16 protein-coding genes and 1 tRNA gene are annotated in these 18,799 nt (G+C 62.6%); 12 read left to right on the top strand and 5 right to left on the bottom strand.

All coding sequences use genetic code 11. The features are described from left to right. Positions 1-74: 74 nt before the first annotated feature. The 4 genes from HMPREF2874_RS08005 (at position 75) to HMPREF2874_RS09065 (ending at position 4,087) form a co-directional block, all read left to right on the top strand. Positions 75-806 carry a demethylmenaquinone methyltransferase gene (locus HMPREF2874_RS08005; protein ID WP_070649897.1) on the top strand — a complete coding sequence of 244 codons (732 nt, stop codon included), beginning with the start codon at positions 75-77 and terminating at the stop codon, positions 804-806. Positions 807-910: 104 nt separating this feature from the next. Next, a complete protein-coding gene (locus HMPREF2874_RS08000) occupies positions 911-1,972 on the top strand; it encodes a polyprenyl synthetase family protein (protein ID WP_070649896.1) in 1,062 nt (353 codons plus the stop codon). 379 nt (positions 1,973-2,351) lie between these two features. Next, positions 2,352-3,935 (top strand): sodium-dependent transporter, encoded by a 1,584-nt coding sequence (locus tag HMPREF2874_RS07995; protein ID WP_070649895.1) that lies wholly within the window; start codon positions 2,352-2,354, stop codon positions 3,933-3,935. An 8-nt stretch (positions 3,936-3,943) separates the two neighbouring features. Next, entirely contained in the window at positions 3,944-4,087 is a 144-nt protein-coding gene (locus HMPREF2874_RS09065) for a methionine/alanine import family NSS transporter small subunit (RefSeq protein WP_080974908.1), read from the top strand. 108 nt (positions 4,088-4,195) lie between these two features. Here the strand turns inward: HMPREF2874_RS09065 and rarD are convergent, their stop codons facing one another. Next, positions 4,196-5,221 carry an EamA family transporter RarD gene (gene rarD / locus HMPREF2874_RS07990; RefSeq protein WP_070649894.1) on the bottom strand — a complete coding sequence of 342 codons (1,026 nt, stop codon included), beginning with the start codon at positions 5,219-5,221 and terminating at the stop codon, positions 4,196-4,198. 180 nt (positions 5,222-5,401) lie between these two features. After that, positions 5,402-6,682: a DUF6882 domain-containing protein gene (locus tag HMPREF2874_RS07985; RefSeq protein ID WP_070649893.1), complete on the bottom strand. Its 1,281-nt coding sequence runs from the start codon at positions 6,680-6,682 to the stop codon at positions 5,402-5,404. Between the two features lie 347 nt (positions 6,683-7,029). Here HMPREF2874_RS07985 and HMPREF2874_RS07980 point away from each other — a divergent pair, with 347 nt between their 5' ends. Then, entirely contained in the window at positions 7,030-8,364 is a 1,335-nt protein-coding gene (locus HMPREF2874_RS07980) for an SseB family protein (RefSeq protein ID WP_049331777.1), read from the top strand. 133 nt (positions 8,365-8,497) lie between these two features. Here the strand turns inward: HMPREF2874_RS07980 and HMPREF2874_RS07975 are convergent, their stop codons facing one another. Continuing rightward, positions 8,498-9,094 carry a Fur family transcriptional regulator gene (locus tag HMPREF2874_RS07975; RefSeq protein ID WP_193389308.1) on the bottom strand — a complete coding sequence of 199 codons (597 nt, stop codon included), beginning with the start codon at positions 9,092-9,094 and terminating at the stop codon, positions 8,498-8,500. A 237-nt stretch (positions 9,095-9,331) separates the two neighbouring features. Here HMPREF2874_RS07975 and HMPREF2874_RS07970 point away from each other — a divergent pair, with 237 nt between their 5' ends. Continuing rightward, positions 9,332-9,595, top strand: a complete 264-nt coding sequence (locus HMPREF2874_RS07970) for a hypothetical protein (RefSeq protein ID WP_049343231.1) — start codon at positions 9,332-9,334, stop codon at positions 9,593-9,595. Positions 9,596-9,741: 146 nt separating this feature from the next. Further along, the gene (htpX, locus tag HMPREF2874_RS07965) at positions 9,742-10,626 is read left to right on the top strand and encodes a zinc metalloprotease HtpX (RefSeq protein WP_049346850.1); all 885 of its coding nucleotides are present in this window, start codon (positions 9,742-9,744) and stop codon (positions 10,624-10,626) included. A 207-nt stretch (positions 10,627-10,833) separates the two neighbouring features. Here htpX and HMPREF2874_RS07960 read toward each other — a convergent pair whose 3' ends face one another. Beyond that, complete coding sequence (locus HMPREF2874_RS07960; RefSeq protein ID WP_049343233.1) at positions 10,834-11,325, bottom strand: YajQ family cyclic di-GMP-binding protein; 492 nt, start codon at positions 11,323-11,325, stop codon at positions 10,834-10,836. A gap of 140 nt (positions 11,326-11,465) precedes the next feature. Here HMPREF2874_RS07960 and HMPREF2874_RS07955 point away from each other — a divergent pair, with 140 nt between their 5' ends. The 3 genes from HMPREF2874_RS07955 (at position 11,466) to HMPREF2874_RS07945 (ending at position 12,796) form a co-directional block, all read left to right on the top strand. Further along, entirely contained in the window at positions 11,466-11,855 is a 390-nt protein-coding gene (locus HMPREF2874_RS07955) for a hypothetical protein (protein ID WP_049343234.1), read from the top strand. A gap of 177 nt (positions 11,856-12,032) precedes the next feature. After that, positions 12,033-12,114: transfer RNA gene (locus HMPREF2874_RS07950), tRNA-Tyr, on the top strand. A 304-nt stretch (positions 12,115-12,418) separates the two neighbouring features. After that, on the top strand, positions 12,419-12,796 hold the full coding sequence (locus HMPREF2874_RS07945) for a thioredoxin family protein (RefSeq protein WP_049343235.1): 378 nt from the start codon (positions 12,419-12,421) through the stop codon (positions 12,794-12,796). An 87-nt stretch (positions 12,797-12,883) separates the two neighbouring features. Here the strand turns inward: HMPREF2874_RS07945 and HMPREF2874_RS07940 are convergent, their stop codons facing one another. After that, positions 12,884-14,122 (bottom strand): DNA-3-methyladenine glycosylase family protein, encoded by a 1,239-nt coding sequence (locus tag HMPREF2874_RS07940; RefSeq protein ID WP_083309872.1) that lies wholly within the window; start codon positions 14,120-14,122, stop codon positions 12,884-12,886. Positions 14,123-14,291: 169 nt separating this feature from the next. Here HMPREF2874_RS07940 and HMPREF2874_RS07935 point away from each other — a divergent pair, with 169 nt between their 5' ends. Both HMPREF2874_RS07935 and HMPREF2874_RS07930 read left to right on the top strand, forming a co-directional pair. Beyond that, positions 14,292-16,079, top strand: coding sequence for a DUF2079 domain-containing protein (locus tag HMPREF2874_RS07935; RefSeq protein WP_070649892.1), 1,788 nt, complete (start codon positions 14,292-14,294; stop codon positions 16,077-16,079). 644 nt (positions 16,080-16,723) lie between these two features. Then, positions 16,724-18,799 (top strand): DEAD/DEAH box helicase (locus HMPREF2874_RS07930; protein WP_083309871.1); only part of this gene is annotated, 2,076 nt, incomplete at its 3' end.

Here is an 18,799-nt window from a genome sequence, read left to right as displayed (position 1 = left end):
CGAACCACTCACATGACGTAACTACGGTTCACCCAACTATCGAATCCCCCAACCTCCATGCCACAATTGAGAACGTGAACGCAGAGAAGAATACCCGCGCCACCCGCGCCACCCTGGATAAGAAGACCAGCGACATCGCCGCAATGTTCGATACCGTCGCCGAACGATACGACCTGATGAACGGCATCCTTTCCCTCGGCCAGCACATCTACTGGCGCAAGCAGGCCGTCGCCGCCGTCGACGCGCACCCCGGCCAGAAGGTCCTGGACGTAGCCGCAGGAACCGGCGTCTCATCCGAACCCTTTGCGGACGCAGGTGTAGATGTCATTGCTGCCGACCTCTCCGAGGGCATGCTGGACGTTGGTCGTCGCCGCCGTCCCGACATGACCTTCGTGCAGGCCGACGTCACCGCCCTGCCCTTTGAAGACGGCACCTTCGACGCGGTCACCATGTCCTACGGCCTGCGCAACGTCGCAGACTACCCCAAGGCGCTGAGCGAAATCTACCGCGTGCTCAAGCCCGGCGGCCGCATCGTCATTCTCGAGTTCTCGACCCCGACCTTCGCCCCCTTCGGCGCGGTGTATAAGAACTACATCATGAAGGCGATTCCGCCGATTGCGCGCGCAATTTCCTCCAACCCCGAGTCCTACGAGTACCTCGCCGAGTCCATCATCGCCTGGCCCAACCAGCAGGCACTGGCCGAAAAGTTCAAGGAGGCGGGATTCACCTCGGTGCAGTACCGCAACCTGACCGGCGGTATCGTTGCCATTCACCGCGGCTTCAAGCCTGTGGAATCCAACGCATAACGTTCACACCACCCCGACATACCCACCGCACCGTTTTCACGCCGCCCCGATAGGACATTCCGAGGGACGGACCACTAGAAAACACCAAGAAGATAGAAGACACCGTGACCAACGCAGAGCAGCCCATCGCCGCCACCGACCTGCTGGGAGACCTCGATCTGAAGCTTCCCGCGGGATTCGAACTGATCGCCGCAGACCCCAAGCTGGGTCCGCAGATCCTCTCGTCCCTTGCCCGTATTGAGGAGCGCCTGGGCGAGGCCATCGCGCAGACCGACCACCTGGCCGACGTCGCCTCCCGCCACCTGCTTCTGGCCGGAGGCAAGCGCGTGCGCCCGCTGCTGGCCCTGCTCTCGGCAGCCGTGGACGGCGAGATTAACGACGAGGTGATTGAGGCCGCCGTGGTGGTGGAGCTGACCCACCTGGCAACCCTCTACCACGACGACGTCATGGACGACGCCCCCAAGCGCCGCGGCGTGGACAGCGCCCAGATGATTTGGGGTAACTCTGTCGCAATTCTGACCGGCGACCTGATCTTCTCCCGCGCCTCCCTGCTGGTGTCCGAGCTGGGTACCCGCCCCATGAAGATCCAGTCCCAGACCTTTGAGCGTCTGGTGCTCGGTCAGCTCTTCGAGACCACCGGCCCGCGTGAGGGCCAGGACCTGCTCGACCACTACATCGCCGTCATCGAGGGCAAGACCGGTTCCCTGATTGCCGCCGCCGGCGAGTACGGCTCCCTGCTTTCGGGTGCCTCCGAGGAAGTCATCTCGATGGTCAAGACCTACGGCGAGCTGGTGGGCGTGGCCTTCCAGCTGGCGGACGACGTGATTGACATTGTGAGCGACGGCAAGACCAGCGGTAAGACCCGCGGCACCGACCTGCGCGAGGGCGTTCCGACCCTGCCGACCATCCTGCTGGACCGCGCTGTGGCGGCCGGCGATGAGTCCGCCCGCGAGGTACGCGCCCTGCTGGATGCCGACCTCAGCTCCGATGAGGCGCTGGAGACCGCCGTGGAGGCGCTCGCCGCCCACCCGGTCACCCAGGAAGCCTGGCAGATTGCCTACGACTGGGCCGATCGCGCGATTGAGGCGATTGCTCCGCTACCCGATTCCACCGCGAAGGCTGCGCTGGAGTCCTTCGCCCACGCCGTGGTTCACCGCGAAGGCTAAAACGCCTCGCCGTGTAGCGCATGCTTGAAAACTTTCACGTTCAAGCGTCTCATACTTCAAAACCCCCGCTGAATCTACCCGGATTCGGCGGGGGTTTTCTGTCTTTAGGCTAGTCAGCGCCGGTTTTTGGGAGAGCTAGGTGCAGTCCCTGCCTCCCGAAAAGTTCCGTATGCTGGGGTCTCCTTGACCGCCATATGCCTTTAAGGTAAACCTTATAGGCATGCCTGAGGTGCACATCCACCCCTCAAGCCTTCGACGGCTCCCACGCCCAACCTGTGTTGGAGAGCCGTTTACTATTTCTGGACGCGAGCAAGTCCCGCCACCCCGCGGTTCCCCTCGCACCAACCATCCGCGTCCCCACATCTAGAGGTTTACAACAATGGGAGCATCTACCCCTAAGGCGCCCGCGAAGCGCGAAGGCTTCTCGAGCCGCCGCGTCTTCATCTTTGCCGCCATCGGTTCTGCTGTTGGTCTGGGCAATATTTGGCGTTTCCCCTACATCGCATTCGACAACGGCGGCGGCGCCTTCATGATCCCCTACATTGTCGCCCTGCTGACCGCCGGCCTGACCTTCCTGTTCTTTGACTACGCCATTGGTCACCGTGCGCGTGCTTCGTCGCCGCTGGCCTTCCGCCGCCTGAACCGCAAGACCGAGTTCATCGGCTGGTGGCACATGGGTATTAACTTCGTCATCGCTATCTACTACGCCGCTATTGTGGCGTGGTCGCTGCGTTACATGGTTTTCTCCTTCACTAACGCGTGGGGTGATAACCCGAAGGCATTCTTCCAGGGTGAGTTCTTGAAGGTTGCGGACACCCCCGGTGTCTCCCTGGACTTCAACATGAACATCCTGATTCCCATGGTTCTCGTCTGGGGTGTGCTGCTGGCTGTGATGGCCCTGGGCGTGCAGAAGGGTGTTGGCGCGGCCAACATCGTCTTTATCCCGCTGCTGCTGGTCATGTTCGTGGGCCTGGTGATTTACTCCCTGACCCTGCCCGGCGCAGTTGACGGTCTGAACGCGCTGTTCACCCCCAGCTGGGATTCGCTGGCTAACCCGGATGTGTGGGTTGCCGCCTACGGCCAGATTTTCTTCTCGCTGTCCATCGGCTTCGGCATTATGATCACCTACTCCTCCTACCTGAAGCCCAAGGCTGACCTGACCGGTTCGGGTGCCGTGGTTGGCTTTGCAAACTCCGGTTTCGAGCTGCTTGCGGGTATTGGTGTGTTCTCGGCTCTGGGCTTCATGGCTCAGGCTGCGGGCACCCAGGTGAGCGATGTCGCGACCAGCGGCATCGGCCTGGCGTTCATCGCGTTCCCGACCATTATTTCTCAGGCCCCCGGCGGTGTGCTGATTGGTATTCTCTTCTTCGGCTCCCTGCTCTTCGCGGGTTTCACCTCCCTCATCTCGATTCTTGAGGTGATTATTGCGGGTGTTCAGGATAAGTTCGCCACCTCGCGTCTTGCTTCCACCGCCCTGGTGATCATTCCGGTCGCCGTGATTTCGCTGCTGCTGATGCCGACCACCACCGGCCTGTACGTGCTCGATATTCTCGATAACTTCGTGAACCTCTTCGGTATTCTGGCTGCCGGCCTGTGCGCCATCATCGTCGTGGCGTACGTGGTGCGTGCGCTGCCCGCCCTGGCCGAGCACTTGAACCGTTACTCCTCCATCAAGGTCGGTAAGATCTGGATGGTTCTGCTGGCCGTCGTGACCCCGCTGGTTCTTGGTTACTCTCTGATTCAGAGCGTCATCAAGCTGATTCAGACTCCGTACGAGGGTTACCCGGCGGATATGCTGGCAATCTTCGGCTGGGGTATGAGCGCGCTCCTGCTGGTCGGCGCGATCGTTGTTTCCCTCTTGCCCTGGTCGAAGAAGTCTCGTGCCGCTGAGAAGCCTCCGGCACCTCCGGTGATTGCCGGTCAGGTGGAGCACGACCACGTCGATACGACCATTACCCGTTAGGAGCCCTCATGTCTATCTCTGCAATTGTGATGCTGATTGTGGCCATCCTGATTATCTGGGGTGGCCTGGGCCTGGCGATGCTGAACCTGCACCGTCATCCAGACCTGGATGCCCTGGACGAAGCGGCTGAGGCTCAGGGCTCCGAGCTCTAGAGCGTAAACGCGACATACAGTGATGCCCCGCCGGCTTATAGCTGGCGGGGCGTCACTGTATTTTATGCGGGTGTTGAGCGTGCCGAAGGGGCAGAACGGGGGAGGGAACTATTTGTTCCCGGAACGCTGGGTTTGCTCCTGCTCTTCCAGAAGAATCTGCGCATCCTCAGCCTGTACGTTTTCCGCCTGAACCAGCGGAATCATGCCGGTCTCCGGATCCGACAGCGCGGAGGCGCGGTAGGAACGAGAGGCACGCAGAGCATCCACCGTGAAAATGATGAGCGCAACCCAGATGAGGCCCAGACCCAGCACCTTATCGGGGCTCATGTGCTCGTGCAGCACGGTGATGGCCAGAACGAACTGGATGGTCGGGCCCAGGTACTGCACCATGCCGATAACCGAGAGCGGCAGGGCCTTAGTCGCTGCGGCAAAGAGCATGAGCGGCACAACGGTGACCACACCGGTGGACGCCAGGAGCCAGAAGTGCCCGGCGCCCTCGCTGAAGAGGGTCATCTGACCCTGCGCGTTGAGGACGAAGAGCGCAATAACGCCGAAGGGAGCCAGGATTAGCGTCTCGAGGGACAGCGAGACGATGGGGCTCACCTCGTGGGCGATACGGGCCTTGAGCAGGCCGTAGATGCCGAAAGTAAAGGCCACGCCCAGGCCGGTCCACGGCACCTGCCCGTAGATAAGGCTCATCATCAGCACAGCGATACAGGAAATAGCCACCGAGACCCACTGCGCGGCGCGCAGCCGCTCCTGCAGGAAAATTACGCCCAGCACCACCGAAACCAGCGGATTGATGAAATATCCCAGCGACACATCAATCGTGTGGCCGGTCGTCGTCGCCACCACGTAGATAAGCCAGTTTGCGCAGATGAGAATGGAGGCGGCCGTCAGCACCAGCATGATGCGGCGGTTCCGCAGGATTCGGCGGAATTCTGCGGTTGCCCGAACAAGAGGTAGCAGCAGGGCACAGAAGATGAGGGAGAAGACCACTCGGGCCACGACGATTTCAATCGGCCCGGCCGGCGCCATGACCACAAAGTAGAGGGGGAGCAGACCCCAGATGAGGTAGGTACCGATGATGGTGATAAACCCGTTACGCGTGGCGTGTTTCTGCGTCTCTGACATGGTTTCTTCTTGAGCTACTTTCTTCTGCGCGTGTTCTTTGAGCGTTATTCGTCGGGTTGTGGCCGCAATCAATCCCGCGTACTGCAGACATCCTCGTGGGGACTGGATAGAGGTGCTCCGGACGCCGTCAGGCGCGGTACCACGAGGATACCGCGCCTGACGGGGTGTTGTGTATTCGGTTTAGAGGCCGAAGAAGCGGGAGAAGAAGCCCTTCTTCTTGGGCTCGGGCTTCTGCTGCTCTTCCTCGCTGCGCTCCTCGAAGTGCTGACGCTCGTACTCTTCGTGAGCGGCTTCTTCGTGCTCGGCGGGCAGGTCGGGGGCGTCGCCGGCGTTGTGAATCGGCTCCACGTACTCGGCAATTTCCTCTTCGGTGTACTCGCCCTGTGCCTCGTAAGCTTCGGGCTCCTCGGCGTGCTGCTCTGCCGGTGCCTGCTCGGCGGGAGCCTCGTGAGCCTCAACGGGCTGCTCGTCCTCGGCGCCAATCGAGGCATCGGTGTAGACGCGGGCCTGCTCGGGCTCGTGCTCCTCGACGGGCTGCTCTGCCGGGGCAGGCTGAGCCTCGACGGCGGGTGCCTCGTAGGTGTCAGCAACCGGTGCGTGCTCCGCAATCTCGACGGCGCGCTCGGCCTCGGCACGGGCGGCGGCGCGCTCGGCGGCCTCCTGCTCGCGCTGGGCGCTCTGAGCGGCGGCCTCGGCTGCGGCGATGCGCTCAATCTCGGTACGGGCGGCTGCGAGCGACTCGCGACGCTGGGCCGCGGCGGCGGCGCACTGCTCCAGAACCTCGGGGCCGACCTGCGGCTCGGCCTCCTCAATACCGCTGATGCGACCGTCGTCGAACCACAGGCGCAGTGCACCGTCGGTTGCGGTCAGCACGGCGGTTGCCTCGGTATCCCAGGCAATGTGGAAGCCGCGCTGCTGGGCGTAGGAATCCACCGCCAGAACCTGGTTGTGAATCTCTTCGCTCTGCAGGGTCTTGGCGATAACACGGCCGATGCCCTTGTAGGTGGGGGCCTCGAGTGCCAGCTCGTGACCCTCCAGCAGAGTCCACGCGCGCACACCGGCACCGGCGGGCAGCGGGTAGTGGGCGTAGAGACCGCTCAGGGTCTTGGCCGCCAGGGTGAGCCGGCGGGCCAGGGACTCCGAGAGGGGAAGCTCATCGGTGGTCAGCTCGACCAGGCCGTCGCGCTCGCCAGCTTCGCGGGCCTGAATGGCCGCGGAAACCACGGAGTCGGGGAAGTAGCCCAGCTGCTGCCAGGACCAAATCCAGGTGCCGCGGTTTTCGGATTCGGTGCCCAGCAGGTGCGGCTTGAGCGAGAGCGGGGGAACGGTCTCAAAGTCCAGGGACTGAGAAGTGAAGTCCACGTTCCACTCGGAGGTACCCACGAGCTCGGCGAGTCGAGCCTGGTACTCGGTGGAGATAAAAATCGATGCGTCGATAAGATCCTGCAGAGAATTCGTCATGATTTAAGATTATCAACCTTTTGAGGGTGTATCTGCCCTGTATCCCCCGTTTCGGGCGCTCTTTCGACGGATGCGTGGCGGGCAGGGCTCGACGGGGGAGGCCGCGGATCTCGGTTCAGCCTCTTGCTGAGGTTGAGGGCGGGGGTCTGACTCGGGGTTTTAGGGAGCGTTGAGGAGAGGGCGAACATGCATCTTTCGGCGTAAACTATCACCGTGAAGCTGACACGTTCGTTAGAATCGAAGTGAGCGGCTTTTTCCGGCACCACTGCAAGCCCATAGATCTTTCACCTGCAATCACGGATGCACTCCGCCGCGCCGTAATTCAACACTCAAGGATGTATGAACACATGACTGAACCCCGCCTCACCGAGACGAGTAGCCGCGCTGCGCGCATCCAGGACGCGCTCAATAACATTGGTAGCTGGCTGCTCGACGTTGTGAACGCCGACCCCGGCTGGAGCGAAATGGTACTCGACGTGAAGCCTCTCGCGGGGCAGATTTTTGTGCGGGTGCGCGAATTCCGTGACGGCGAGGAGTACATCGGTACGGTTGGTCCCCTCAAGGAGGGTTCGCCCATTATCGCTGAGGTGCGCAAGCTGCAGCGCGCAGCCTACGACGGTAACCGCGGCACCTGGTTCACCGCATCTATCGTGGTGGCGGCTACCGGCTGGCCCAACCCGCAGTTCAGCGTCGGCGCATCGTACAACCGCGACGACGAGCCGGACAACTGGAAGAACGAAGGCACCCTGACCGCCACGGACGTGCGCGAGCACCTGGCTGAGTTCCCGCGTGATGCTTCCCGCGTGCCCGAGTGGGCCCGTGAACGTATGGAGGGGCGCGCCCGCCACTCGGCCGCAGCGGCTCTGGGCTCGAGCGAGCACGAGATTCCGAATCCCTACCTGGTGGCTGCGCTGCAGACCTTCCGGAACGATGTGCAGGAACGCACCCTCATTAACGTGGTGCGCACGATGCTCGGCGGCGACGTTCTGCTGGACGCGACCGGTTCGCTGCTGATTCCCTCGGAGACCGACCCGATGGGCCCCGAATCCGTGCTGACCCACCAGGTGATTCGCATGCCTGAGACCGGCATGCAGGCCCTGTGCGTCTTCTCGTCCTCGGAGCACGTGGGTAAGAGCTACGTGCGTCAGGAATCCGAGGGTGAAGAGCTGATTCTGCGTGAGCCCGCGATGAAGGTCTTCATGGATTTCCTCGCGAACGAGGCGCTCGACCTGATTGTGGTCGATCCCGGAACCGACCACGAGTGCTACATTGAGCGCGCTCAGGTGCAGTGGATTGTGACCTCTCCTCGCAACGATGGCGCGAAGATGGCGCTGACCCAGGACAATATGCAGATGCTGCTGGGATCGCTCGTGTCTCCTGCTTCGGTGCTGCTGGTGGGCGTGGACCCGAACGACCCCTCGGGTTCCTCGTTCGTGTTCGATCCCGACGAGAACGGCAACCCGCAGAGCCTGCTGGTCTTCACCTCGCCGATTGAGATTGCGGCGCTGGACCCGCATATTGAGGTGCGTTCGGCGAACGCCCTGGAGATTCTGCGCTACGCGCTGGAGATTGGCGCCCCGAGCGTGAAGGTAAACGCGATTAACCCCTCGACCGTGCTGAGCGCCCAGCAGATTCGTGAGCTGCTGGAGATCGTGGATTCGCAGCCCCGTCCCGGCATGTAGCTTCAACATACCTAAAACAGCTGACCGCTAGCGGCGACCCGATGGTCGTCTCTAGCGGTCAGTCTTTTAATGGGCGGGGGTGCCCCGGAATCCGTCCGACGCGTAGGATGCGGGGCGCCGCCGCGCTTAACGGTTAGCTACCCAGCAGGTGGGCCGCCGCCTCACGCTGGGCGCGGGCGAGCTTGGCTTCTTCCTCGGTCTGGCAGTCGGTGCAGACGCCCTGGTAGAGCACATCGGCGCTGAAGAGCGCCATTCCGTGAAAATCGCTGGGGGTCAGGCAGGGGGCTGAACCCACGGCGCAGTCGACGTCCTCAACCTTGCCGCAGCGCACGCAGAAGGCGTGGTGGTGGTTGTCGCCGGTACGGGTTTCGTACAGGGCGGGGGTTCCGGGCGGTTCGAACTTGCGGAGCAGGTCGATATCGGTCAGGTCCGCGAGAATGACGTAGACGGACTGGACCGTGATGGCGGGGATGCGCTCGCGTACGGCCTGCACGATGGTGTCCGCGGTGGAGTGCGGGTGGTCCTGCACGGCGTGGAGCACTGCGAGTCGCTGCTTGGTGACGCGGCGTCCGCGGGTGCGCAGGCCGGTGGTCCAGGCTTCCTCGAGCTGCTCGTCGCTCATGGGGGAGAGGACGGGTAGCCCGGTGAGGTGTGCGCATCCGGGCCCGGCTAGTTGTTGTTCTGGGATGGGGGTTGTCTTCAGGTCTGTGGTGTTGTGTACGTCGGTCATGGTCCCATTTTACACGTTATTATGAGGTATTCATCATTATATTATGATGAATTCATAATAAATCTCCGAGGGGTCTCAGCGGCAACTCACCGTTTTTCAGCCCCCCTTCCAGTTCTCGAGGAATCGGCGGCGACTCCCGTTCCCGTACCGAGCGATGCCGTACAATCGGGAGCGAAGGGCCGCGCAACGAAGGCGCGACCGATAAGTCATCGAGGAGCCACCGGGGAGGGTACGAGCGTGGTCTACAACTTCACGAACCCCATCTACATCCTGCTGATGGTTCTGCTCTTTGGCGCGCCCCTCATAACTCCCGTTCTCTACGCCCACTACCGTAGCGTCAGGTCCGGTTTCGACCTGGAGGGGCAAATTATGCTGGGCCTGCTCTTTACTATCTTTCTGGGTGCCTACGGCACCATCCTCCTGCTGGGTATCTTCCCCACCGCGACCGCGCAGGTTCTGGAGCAGGTGCCGCTCGTGACCATCCCCGGGGCCATTCCTTAGCCATTCGAATTCCCGGTCGCGTTCTGACGCTCTGGGTGAATCTGTCGCTTCCGGAGATGCGCGCGGCGGGCCGCTTCCGTATCCTGAAGAGTCAAGCGCGGTTTACCGCGCTGTCCACCCGCACTTTGGAGCTCAGGAGGTTCCTCATGCATCGTCACCACAACGGCCTTAAAACCACCCTTCTTATGGGGTCCATGGTGGGCCTTATGCTGCTCATTGGCGGCCTGCTGTCGGCAGCCTTTAAATCCTCATCCTTCATCTGGATTATGGGCCTGCTGAGCCTGGGCGGCGTCGCGTACACCTACTGGAACTCCGATAAGCTGGCTCTGCGTTCGATGAACGCCTACCCGGTCACCCGCGATGAGGTGCCGGTGCTCTATGACATCGTGGAGGAGCTCTCACGCACCGCCGGCCAGCCGATGCCCCGCCTCTACGTGGCCCCCACGATGACCCCGAACGCGTTCGCAACCGGCCGTAATCCGCAGAACGCGGCCGTGTGCTGCACCGAGGGTATTCTGCAGCTGCTGGACGAGCGTGAGATGCGCGGCGTGCTTGGCCACGAGCTCATGCACGTGTACAACCGCGATATTCTGACCTCCTCCGTGGCGGCGGGTATCGCCTCCATTATCGGCATGATCGCCCAGGTGCTTTCTTTTGGCGCGATGTTCGGCGGCTCGAACCGCGACGATAACCGGGCCAACCCCCTCGCGGCGTTCGTGATCGCTCTGCTGGCTCCGATTGCCACCCAGGTGATTCAGATGGCCATTAGCCGTACCCGCGAGTATGACGCGGACGAGGATGGCGCACGTCTGACCCGCGACCCCATTGCCCTGGCCTCCGCCCTGAATAAGCTCGAGCACGGCGTCTCTCTGTACCCGATGGACCCGAACAACCGCAGCACCCAGGCGGCAAGCGCCATGATGATTGCGAACCCCTTCGGATCCCTGCAGAACGTGATGTCCACCCACCCGCCGATGAATCAGCGCATTGCGCGCCTGCAGCAGATGGCCCGCGAAATGGGTCAGTACTAGGCTGGGCAAGCCCGCATAGTTTTTTCGTCAAACCCGCCGAGTCGGAAGATGACCCGGCGTGACGATTATGACCCGCGATGACGGGGCTACAGACAAAAATCCTCGGGGTGGCTACTGTGGAAGTAGTCGTCCCGAGGATTTTTTGCGCTCGATGGTGCGCGTCGGATGCGACGGGTGCATCCGCCGGCTCCATTGGACACCGAGCGCTTAGCGGTAGTTGACGAACTGGAGGTCGACGTCGAGGTCGGCGGACTTGAGCATGGCGATAACGTCCTGCAGATCGTCGCGAGACTTGGAAGAAACGCGCAGCTCGTCGCCCTGGATGGTCGCCTTCACGCCCTTGGGGCCCTCCTCGCGGATCATCTTGGAGATCTTCTTTGCCTGGTCCTGGGCGATGCCTTCCTTAATGGAGCACTCGATGCGGGTTTCCTTGCCGGAGGCGTAGGGCTTGCCCGCGTCCAGGGACTTCAGGGAGATGCCGCGCTTGACCAGCTTCGACTGGAACACATCCAGTACGGCCAGGGCGCGCTCTTCGGCGTTTGCCTTAATGAGGATCTTGTCGCCGGAGTAGTCGATTTCTGCGCCGACGCCGCGGAAGTCGTAGCGTTGGGAGATTTCCTTCTGGGCCTGGTGCAGGGCGTTGGATACTTCCTGCTTGTCGACCTTGGAGACGATGTCGAACGAAGATTCGCTAGCCATGGATATTCCTTTCGTGAACGGGGTGCCGGGGCACCGGTTAGTACTAGCCTACCGGGTCTACGGAGCTGTTCACAGCTAACTAACAGAAATGCCGACCTGTTTTACAGGTCACTCTAATCTTTGAAGAGGATAATAGAAGTATGACCACTTATGACCTGTCCGTGACGGACGTGCAAGCGAGCGAAGAAGCTCGAGACCTGCAGACCCTTCTCTTTATGGACTTGCATAATTCTCTGAGTCCTGAACCCGAGGATATTCCCGAGGCCGAGCGCCTCGCCCCTGAACCTTCCCTGGAAAGCCTTCAGTTCGAGCTCCCCGACGAGGATTCTGAGCCCTCCCCCTTCGACGGTATTGGTATCACCCTGACGGAGCCTTCGCTTGTAGCTCGATTCTGCGGCGTTCGTCGCGACCTGGAGCGCGAAATTTCCGGCGGCATGTGCACGGTTGAGCAGGCGCGCCGCTACCTGGAGCACCTTGAGATTGTGCTGTTGCTTGAGCAGGACGGCGATATTCCTTCCCGTTCCTTCTAGGCTGGGTGCCTCCCAGACTGATAGTCGTGAGGTTTGCCGTTCTTGCGGGGTTCCGGGCCAAGAGCCATCATCGAGTATAACCTTCGTCACAAATTCAGCTCTGAAGTGTACACGGCTCGTAATCTGCTGTAGAGTAGTCTCTGTTCGCGTGAGCGAGCAACTAGCACCTAGCTAGGCGGCAGGTTACCCGAGCGGCCAAAGGGGGCTGACTGTAAATCAGCTGGCACTGCCTACGGGGGTTCGAATCCCTCACCTGCCACAAATAGCCCGGTTACGAAAGTAACCGGGCTTTTGTGCATCTAAAACCAAAAGCTTAGCGGTGAGGCGCATCTGCGCGATGATGCTCCTCAGCGAAGTCCCGGTACGGTTTGTGCCTGCCGGGTAGCGCGCCTCCACAATCGGCCACAGGAACCTTCACTGGAGTTCCCGCGACACGCCTAAAACTCGGCAGAAACTACCGCGTAAAGAGCCAACTATGACGGCTGCTTGTCATATCTTTCACAATGTTTGAATCCCAGGGCGAACAATTAGCGATTGGGGTGTAGAAGGTGTAGCGTTATCACATGGCTACTATTGAAATTACTCAGCAGAACCTGACTTCTACCGTCGAGGGCAACGACATCGTCTTCCTGGACTTCTGGGCAGATTGGTGCGGTCCCTGCAAGCAGTTCTCCCCCGTCTACGAGGCGGCTTCGGAGAAGCACAGCGACATCGTTTTCGGCAAGGTTGACACCGAGGCCCAGGGCCAGCTCGCCCAGGCCGCAGGCATTACCTCCATCCCCACCATCATGGGCTTCCGTGGCGGTATCCTGGTGTACCAGCAGGCTGGTGCACTGCGCGAGGACCAGCTCGAGACCGTGATCAGCTCGATCCGCGAGCTCGACATGGACAAGGTCCGTGCAGAGATTGCAGCGGCTGAAGGTTCCGCAGAGAAGAAGTAAGCTCAACCACGCATCAGAGCTTGAACGGGGCGTACCCACCGGAGTAACCGGAGGGTACGCCCCGTTGCTTGTGCTCTCACCGGGCACTCAGCGCTCGCGGTGATCCTCGATGCTCATGCGCGCGCCGAAGCGCTGCTTCCAGAAACCCGAAGCGTACATGTAGCGCACCACGCGCTGCCGGTGCGGGCTGTAGGGGGCGAGCAAGGCGAGCATGCCCGCATCATCGGTGCGGCGGCCCCCGAGCAGTTCGCCAACCGAGTGGGCCAGATGGTAATCGCCGACGCTGATAGCGTCCGGATGCCCGCAGACGCGCTGGAGGGTTTCGGCAATGCTCCACGGGCCTACTCCGCGTAGCGTGTTGAGCGCCCGGGCCAGGGCGGTGATATCGCCGGTGCCGGCGACCCGAGCGATGGCGGGGGCGGAGCCAGCGTAGGCGCGCACCGCATCGTAGCGGCTCTTATCCACGCCCGCCCGGTGCCAATCCCAGGTGGGGATGGCCGCCAGGGTGCGGGCCGTGGGGTAGACGCGCATGCCCTCGGGCTGAGTGGGTAGGCCACTGGCCGGGGCAGGTTCGCCGTGCCGGTACAGAATCCACCGCAACGCCCTGAAGGCTTCGGTCTGCGTGATGCGCTGTTCCACAATGGCGTTGAGTACGTGCCGGTCCAGCTGGCCCGAGGCGCTTAGCCGTAGCCCGGGGTTGGCCCGCCACGCGGTACGGACGCGCTCGGGGAGCTCCCCGAACGAGGGAAGGGACGCGAAATCCTCGGGACGGTCGTGCAGACCCAGCCAGTAGGTCATCTCATCGGCCAGCGCTCGTACGTCGTGGCGTGCCGCCAGCTGCCGCTCGGCGGAGTCGTAGGAAGCCCAGATGCGAACGCGGACGGGGCGCATCAGCAGCCGGTGCAGGGCCGGAAGGGCGGCCGCCGCGGAATCGGGAGAGCCCGTCGCGGAATCGGGAAGGCGCTCTGCGAAGAGCACCGCGGGAAAGTTATGTTCCGGCGTGCGGGCCGTAATCCAGATGCGTTCGGCTCCGGCCTCTCGGCTGAGCGCGCGGTAGGCCGGATCGCTCGCGCCTCGGCTCAGCGCGCCCAGCGTCTGCGCCAGGTGCACGGGAACCTGCGGCTCGACGATAACCTCGCAGGACTCGGGCGCGAGGGTGCCCGGCAGGGAGCGCGTACCCGCGGGGGAGAGCGAGCGAATCGTCACGCGTGGCTCGGCACGCAACGGTCCCGGGGCATAGGGCAGGCGCGCCGCGGCCAGCGGGTGCGGGTTAGTGCCCGCTGCCGGAGATAGCGTCCGGGGGGTCGAGGGGGGTTGCGTGCTCACAGCACCAGTCTACGCGGCCGGGTTCTGGGCTTCGAGCCGACGGAGTCCGGCGATGGAGCGTCCCGGACTCATACGCTACCCTAGAGTGATAAGGAGTGTGTACAGTGCATCACAGGGCTGGCGGTGAAACCCGGGCTTCGACGGATGCGCTCCCGAAGGAAGGAAGCCCATGGCATCGGAAGAGACTGAAGTAGCCGCCCAGAGCGCGGCTCCGACGAAGCCTCGAACCACCGGCGGCTCAGCTTCCCGTTCGGGCGTCGCCGGGGGCCTCCGCGAGCGCTTCAAGCGCATCCGTCTGCTTGACCTGTTCCCCGGACTGGTGCTGGGCGTGGCCGTTATGGCGCTGTACACCTACTACTCGCTGCAGCAGGTTAAGCACTGGGTGACCCCCTCGTGGGACCTTGCAATCTTCACGCAGATGGCCCAGGCGTACTCGCACTTCTCCGCACCAATCGTGCCGGTTAAGGGGCCCGGTTTTAACCTCTGGGGCGATCACTTCCACCCCATTCTGATGCTGCTGGGGCCGATTTACGGGATGTTTCCCTCGCCCACGACCCTGCTCGTTGTGCAGAACGCCCTAATTGCGGCCGCAACGAGTGCCATCGTCTTCTTCACCCAGCGTGCCTTTACCCTGGCTCGAGCCTCCCGAACCGGTGAGGAATCTGAGCCGTCCCGGTTCCAGCGGTTCGTGCCGACGCTGACCGGTCTTCTGCTCGGTGCGGGCTTCGCCCTGAGCTTTGGAGTGCAGCAGGCCGTCGCCGCGCAGTTCCACGAAGTGGCCTTTGCCGTACCCCTGCTGACCGTGGGCCTGGGCTATCTGGTGCTCGCCTCGCGCGTGAGCGGCGACGAACGAAACCGATACCTTGCCCGCGCCTGCTGGTGGGCGCTGCCCATCGCCTTCGTCAAGGAGGATATGGGCGTAACCGTGGCCGTCATCGGCGTTGTGGCCCTGATTCGTAGCGGCTGGTTGGGTGTCGCGTACGATATTCTGCTGCCCCGCCTCTCTGAGGGAGAACCGGCTTCGTTCCGCGTTCGCCTGCGTTCCCTATACCACTCCTGGGCCCGCACTCGCGCGGTTGCCGAGTCGAGCATGGTAATTGCGTGGGGCATCTTCTGGTCGGTGGTCTCAATCGCCGTGATTCTGCCCTACTTCAACAGCGGCGGAACCTTTGACTACGCCGACAAGGTGAATGTTGCCGCTGCCGTTGGGGATCCCTTCGGCTCCCTGATTCAGATGATGAATAACAACACGAAGATGGCGACCCTGGGCCTGCTACTCATCACGGGTGCGGTGCTGTGGGTTGGCTCGCCCCTTGCGCTGGTGGCTCTGCCGACCATCGCGTGGCGTCTGCTCTCCACGATGGAGTCCTACTGGGCCAGCACCTGGCACTACTCTCTGGTGCTGATGCCGGTCGTCTTCTGCGCCCTGCTGGATACCGTGCTACGGATGCGCTACGGTGCGATTCCGGCCCGCAAACTCGCGGAGCCCGCCGAGGTTCCCGACGCCCCCAAGGAGCCTTCCGGTCGCAGCCGCATCCAGGTTCGCAACCTGCCGGTGTGGATTCTTCCTGTCGTAGCGCTTTTCTTGGCCGCTTCCCCGATTTTCGTGCCGGGCTCTACGCAGCCTCTCGCAGCCCTGGCGAACTCGCAGTTTACCGACTCTGCTTTGACCTCCAGCGATCAGATGAAGCTCAAGGCCGTGCAGCAGGTGCCCGAGGGCGTTACCGTGGCCTCGGATTTGTCCATTCTGACGCAGCTGATTCCGGGTCGCACCGTCTACTGGATTGGTCATACCGGCGAGCCGGCCCCCGAGTACGTGGTGATTGACCGCAGCAATAACTCCTGGGGTGGTAATCCTCCGGCGAATGTGGCCCAGTACGCCGCTGACCGCTACGGCCACTCCTACGCTAAGCACGCGACCGTCGGCACGATCGATATCGTGCGCCGCGTCGACTAGCCCCTCGGCTAAGCCTCTAGATGAGCGCCCACCCTCCAAGAGTGAGGGTGGGCGCTCGTGCCTAAGAGATGAGGTTTTAAGCACCTTTTTATAGCCGAGGAAGGGACCCTGCGGTACACTGTATAAACACGGGAACCCCCGATGAAGGTCTTGTGCGCACCGAGCACCCCAGGTGGTGTCATTTCGGAAAGTGCGCCGTACTCACCATCACCGATTGATACGTCCCGAAAGTTGCGGCTCCGCCGCACTCGGGCTTCTCTGAACGATCTCTGGTCAAAGCCTCCTGACGCGTCTGCTGTTACAGACTGATACACCATACGGGTGAGGCCCCACGCCAGGAATACGTGACGCCTTATGTGAGCACAATTGACCGTACCCCTCTCCGCCCCGCGCGCCCGGTGCGCGTTCTCGGCGCGATGACGTACGAGTCTCCAATTGTGTAGCGAGAAATTCAAGACCGCTCCCAGCAGTAACCCTCACACCCTCACTGTGCCCTCTGCGCCCCGCGCGAGGGGATAACCGGGTGTGTGCGGTGAAACCGTCGGCTGAACAATACGCCGGACGCATGTGGCTGGGCCGTGAAGGGGACACCCGGTAAGCGCCGAAGAGCGTGCGCTATCCACCCCTACCGTATAGAGGAAAAATTGACTGAGAATACCGCTACCCCGGCCGAACTGAACGCCGAGGCAGAGACCGTTGTGACCGCTGAGAACAACGTTGAGACCCCCGCCGCGGAAGAAACCACGGCGGAGACTACCGCAGAAACCACCGCAGACGCCCCCGCCGAAAAGGCTGAGGAAGCGGGCGTGCGCTTTACCGACCTGGGCCTGGACGCCCGCGTCCTGGCCGCTCTGGAAGAGGTCGGCTACGAGAAGCCGTCCCCCATTCAGGAACAGACCATCCCGCTGCTGCTCGAGGGCCGCGACGTGGTCGGTCTGGCGCAGACCGGTACCGGTAAGACCGCAGCCTTCGCGCTGCCGGCCCTCTCCCGCATGGCTGAGCTCGCCGACATCAACGGCGTCTCCCGCGACACCCAGGTGCTGGTCCTGGCCCCCACCCGCGAGCTGGCCCTGCAGGTTGCAGAGGCCTTCTCCTCCTACGCAACCCATATGGAGGACTTCACCGTGCTGCCGATTTACGGCGGCTCCCCCTACGGCCCGCAGCTGGCCGGCCTGCGCCGCGGTGCGCAGGTCGTCGTCGGTACCCCCGGCCGCGTGATTGACCACCTGGAAAAGGGCTCCCTGGACCTGTCCAACCTGCAGTACCTGGTTCTGGACGAGGCCGACGAAATGCTTCGCATGGGCTTCGCCGAAGACGTGGAGAAGATCCTCGAAGGCACCCCCGACAGCAAGCAGGTGGCCCTGTTCTCCGCCACCATGCCCAACTCGATCCGCAAGATCGCTCAGCAGTACCTGACCGATCCGGTCGAGATTCGCGTGAAGGCTAAGACCACCACCAGCGCCAACATCTCCCAGCGCTACATGCAGGTCATGCACTCCCACAAGCTGGACGCCATGACCCGAGTGCTCGAGGTTGAAAACTACGACGGCATTATCGTCTTCGTGCGCACCAAGAAGGAGACCGAGGAGGTCGCCGACAAGCTGAAGGCCCGCGGCTTTGCGGCGGCTGCCATCAACGGTGACATTCCCCAGCAGCTGCGTGAGCGCACCGTGGATGCCCTGCGCGACGGCCGCATCGACATCCTCGTGGCAACCGACGTGGCGGCACGCGGCCTGGATGTGGAGCGCATCTCCCTGGTCGTCAACTACGACATCCCCCACGATACCGAGTCCTACGTGCACCGCATTGGCCGTACCGGCCGTGCGGGCCGCGAGGGTGCCGCCATTCTGTTCGTGACCCCGCGCGAGAAGTACATGCTGCGCCAGATCGAGAAGGCTACCCGCCAGAAGGTCGAGCCCATGCACATGCCGACCGCGGAGGCCGTGAACGAGACCCGTAAGCAGCGTTTCGCCCAGCAGATTACCGAGACCATCGAGTCCGAGGACCTGAGCTTCTTCCGCCAGATTATTGAGGACTACGAGAACGAGCACGACACCACCGCCGAGGATATCGCGGCCGCACTGGCCGTTATCGCCCAGCAGGGTCGCCCGTTCTTCCTGGACGAGTCTGAGGACATCGCCCGCAACTCCCGCCCCTTCTCCGACGATGATTCGGACCGCGGCGGCCGCAAGGGCAAGCGCGTGCACAACGACGAGGGCATGGTCAACTACAAGCTGAACGTTGGCCGTTCCTCCCGTGTGACCGCGGGCGCCATCGTGGGTGCGCTGGCTAACGAGGGCGGCATCAAGGGCTCGCAGATTGGCTCGATTGATATCCGTCAGCACTTCACCATTGTGGGCCTGCCCCAGGACCTGCCGCGCGACTTCTTCGATCGTCTGCGCGACACCAAGATTGCCGGTGAGTTCATCAACATCCGTAAGGACAACGGCCCCAAGGGTGGCGGACGCGGCTTCGGCGGCGGCCGTCGCGAGGGCGGCTACCGCGACTTCGACCGCCGTGAGGGTGGCCGTAATAACCGTCGTGACGATAACCGTCGCGAGGGCGGCTACCGCGGTAACCGTGACGGTGGTCGTGACTTTGGCGGCGACCGCGACTTCAAGCGTCGTGACGACCGCGGTGCTCGCCGCGATGACCGCGGCGGCCGCGAGTACGGTAACCGCGACTTCGGCGGCCGTAATAACCGTCGTGACGATAACCGT

It is taken from the genome of Rothia sp. HMSC068F09 (assembly GCF_001812775.1).
GTDB classification, from domain to species: domain Bacteria; phylum Actinomycetota; class Actinomycetes; order Actinomycetales; family Micrococcaceae; genus Rothia; species Rothia mucilaginosa_A.
The sequence above is the reverse complement of the archived record's forward strand: the minus strand, read 5'-3'. Positions and strand labels throughout refer to the sequence as shown.

Coding starts and splice junctions, on each gene's coding strand:
- HMPREF2874_RS07995 (WP_070649895.1), top strand. CDS start 2,352: ATGGGAGCATCTACCCCTAAGGCGCCCGCGAAGCGCGAAGGCTTCTCG.
- HMPREF2874_RS09065 (WP_080974908.1), top strand. CDS start 3,944: ATGTCTATCTCTGCAATTGTGATGCTGATTGTGGCCATCCTGATTATC.
- rarD (WP_070649894.1), bottom strand. CDS start 5,221: ATGTCAGAGACGCAGAAACACGCCACGCGTAACGGGTTTATCACCATC.
- HMPREF2874_RS07985 (WP_070649893.1), bottom strand. CDS start 6,682: ATGACGAATTCTCTGCAGGATCTTATCGACGCATCGATTTTTATCTCC.
- HMPREF2874_RS07980 (WP_049331777.1), top strand. CDS start 7,030: ATGACTGAACCCCGCCTCACCGAGACGAGTAGCCGCGCTGCGCGCATC.
- HMPREF2874_RS07975 (WP_193389308.1), bottom strand. CDS start 9,094: ATGACCGACGTACACAACACCACAGACCTGAAGACAACCCCCATCCCA.
- htpX (WP_049346850.1), top strand. CDS start 9,742: ATGCATCGTCACCACAACGGCCTTAAAACCACCCTTCTTATGGGGTCC.
- HMPREF2874_RS07960 (WP_049343233.1), bottom strand. CDS start 11,325: ATGGCTAGCGAATCTTCGTTCGACATCGTCTCCAAGGTCGACAAGCAG.
- HMPREF2874_RS07955 (WP_049343234.1), top strand. CDS start 11,466: ATGACCACTTATGACCTGTCCGTGACGGACGTGCAAGCGAGCGAAGAA.
- HMPREF2874_RS07945 (WP_049343235.1), top strand. CDS start 12,419: ATGGCTACTATTGAAATTACTCAGCAGAACCTGACTTCTACCGTCGAG.
- HMPREF2874_RS07935 (WP_070649892.1), top strand. CDS start 14,292: ATGGCATCGGAAGAGACTGAAGTAGCCGCCCAGAGCGCGGCTCCGACG.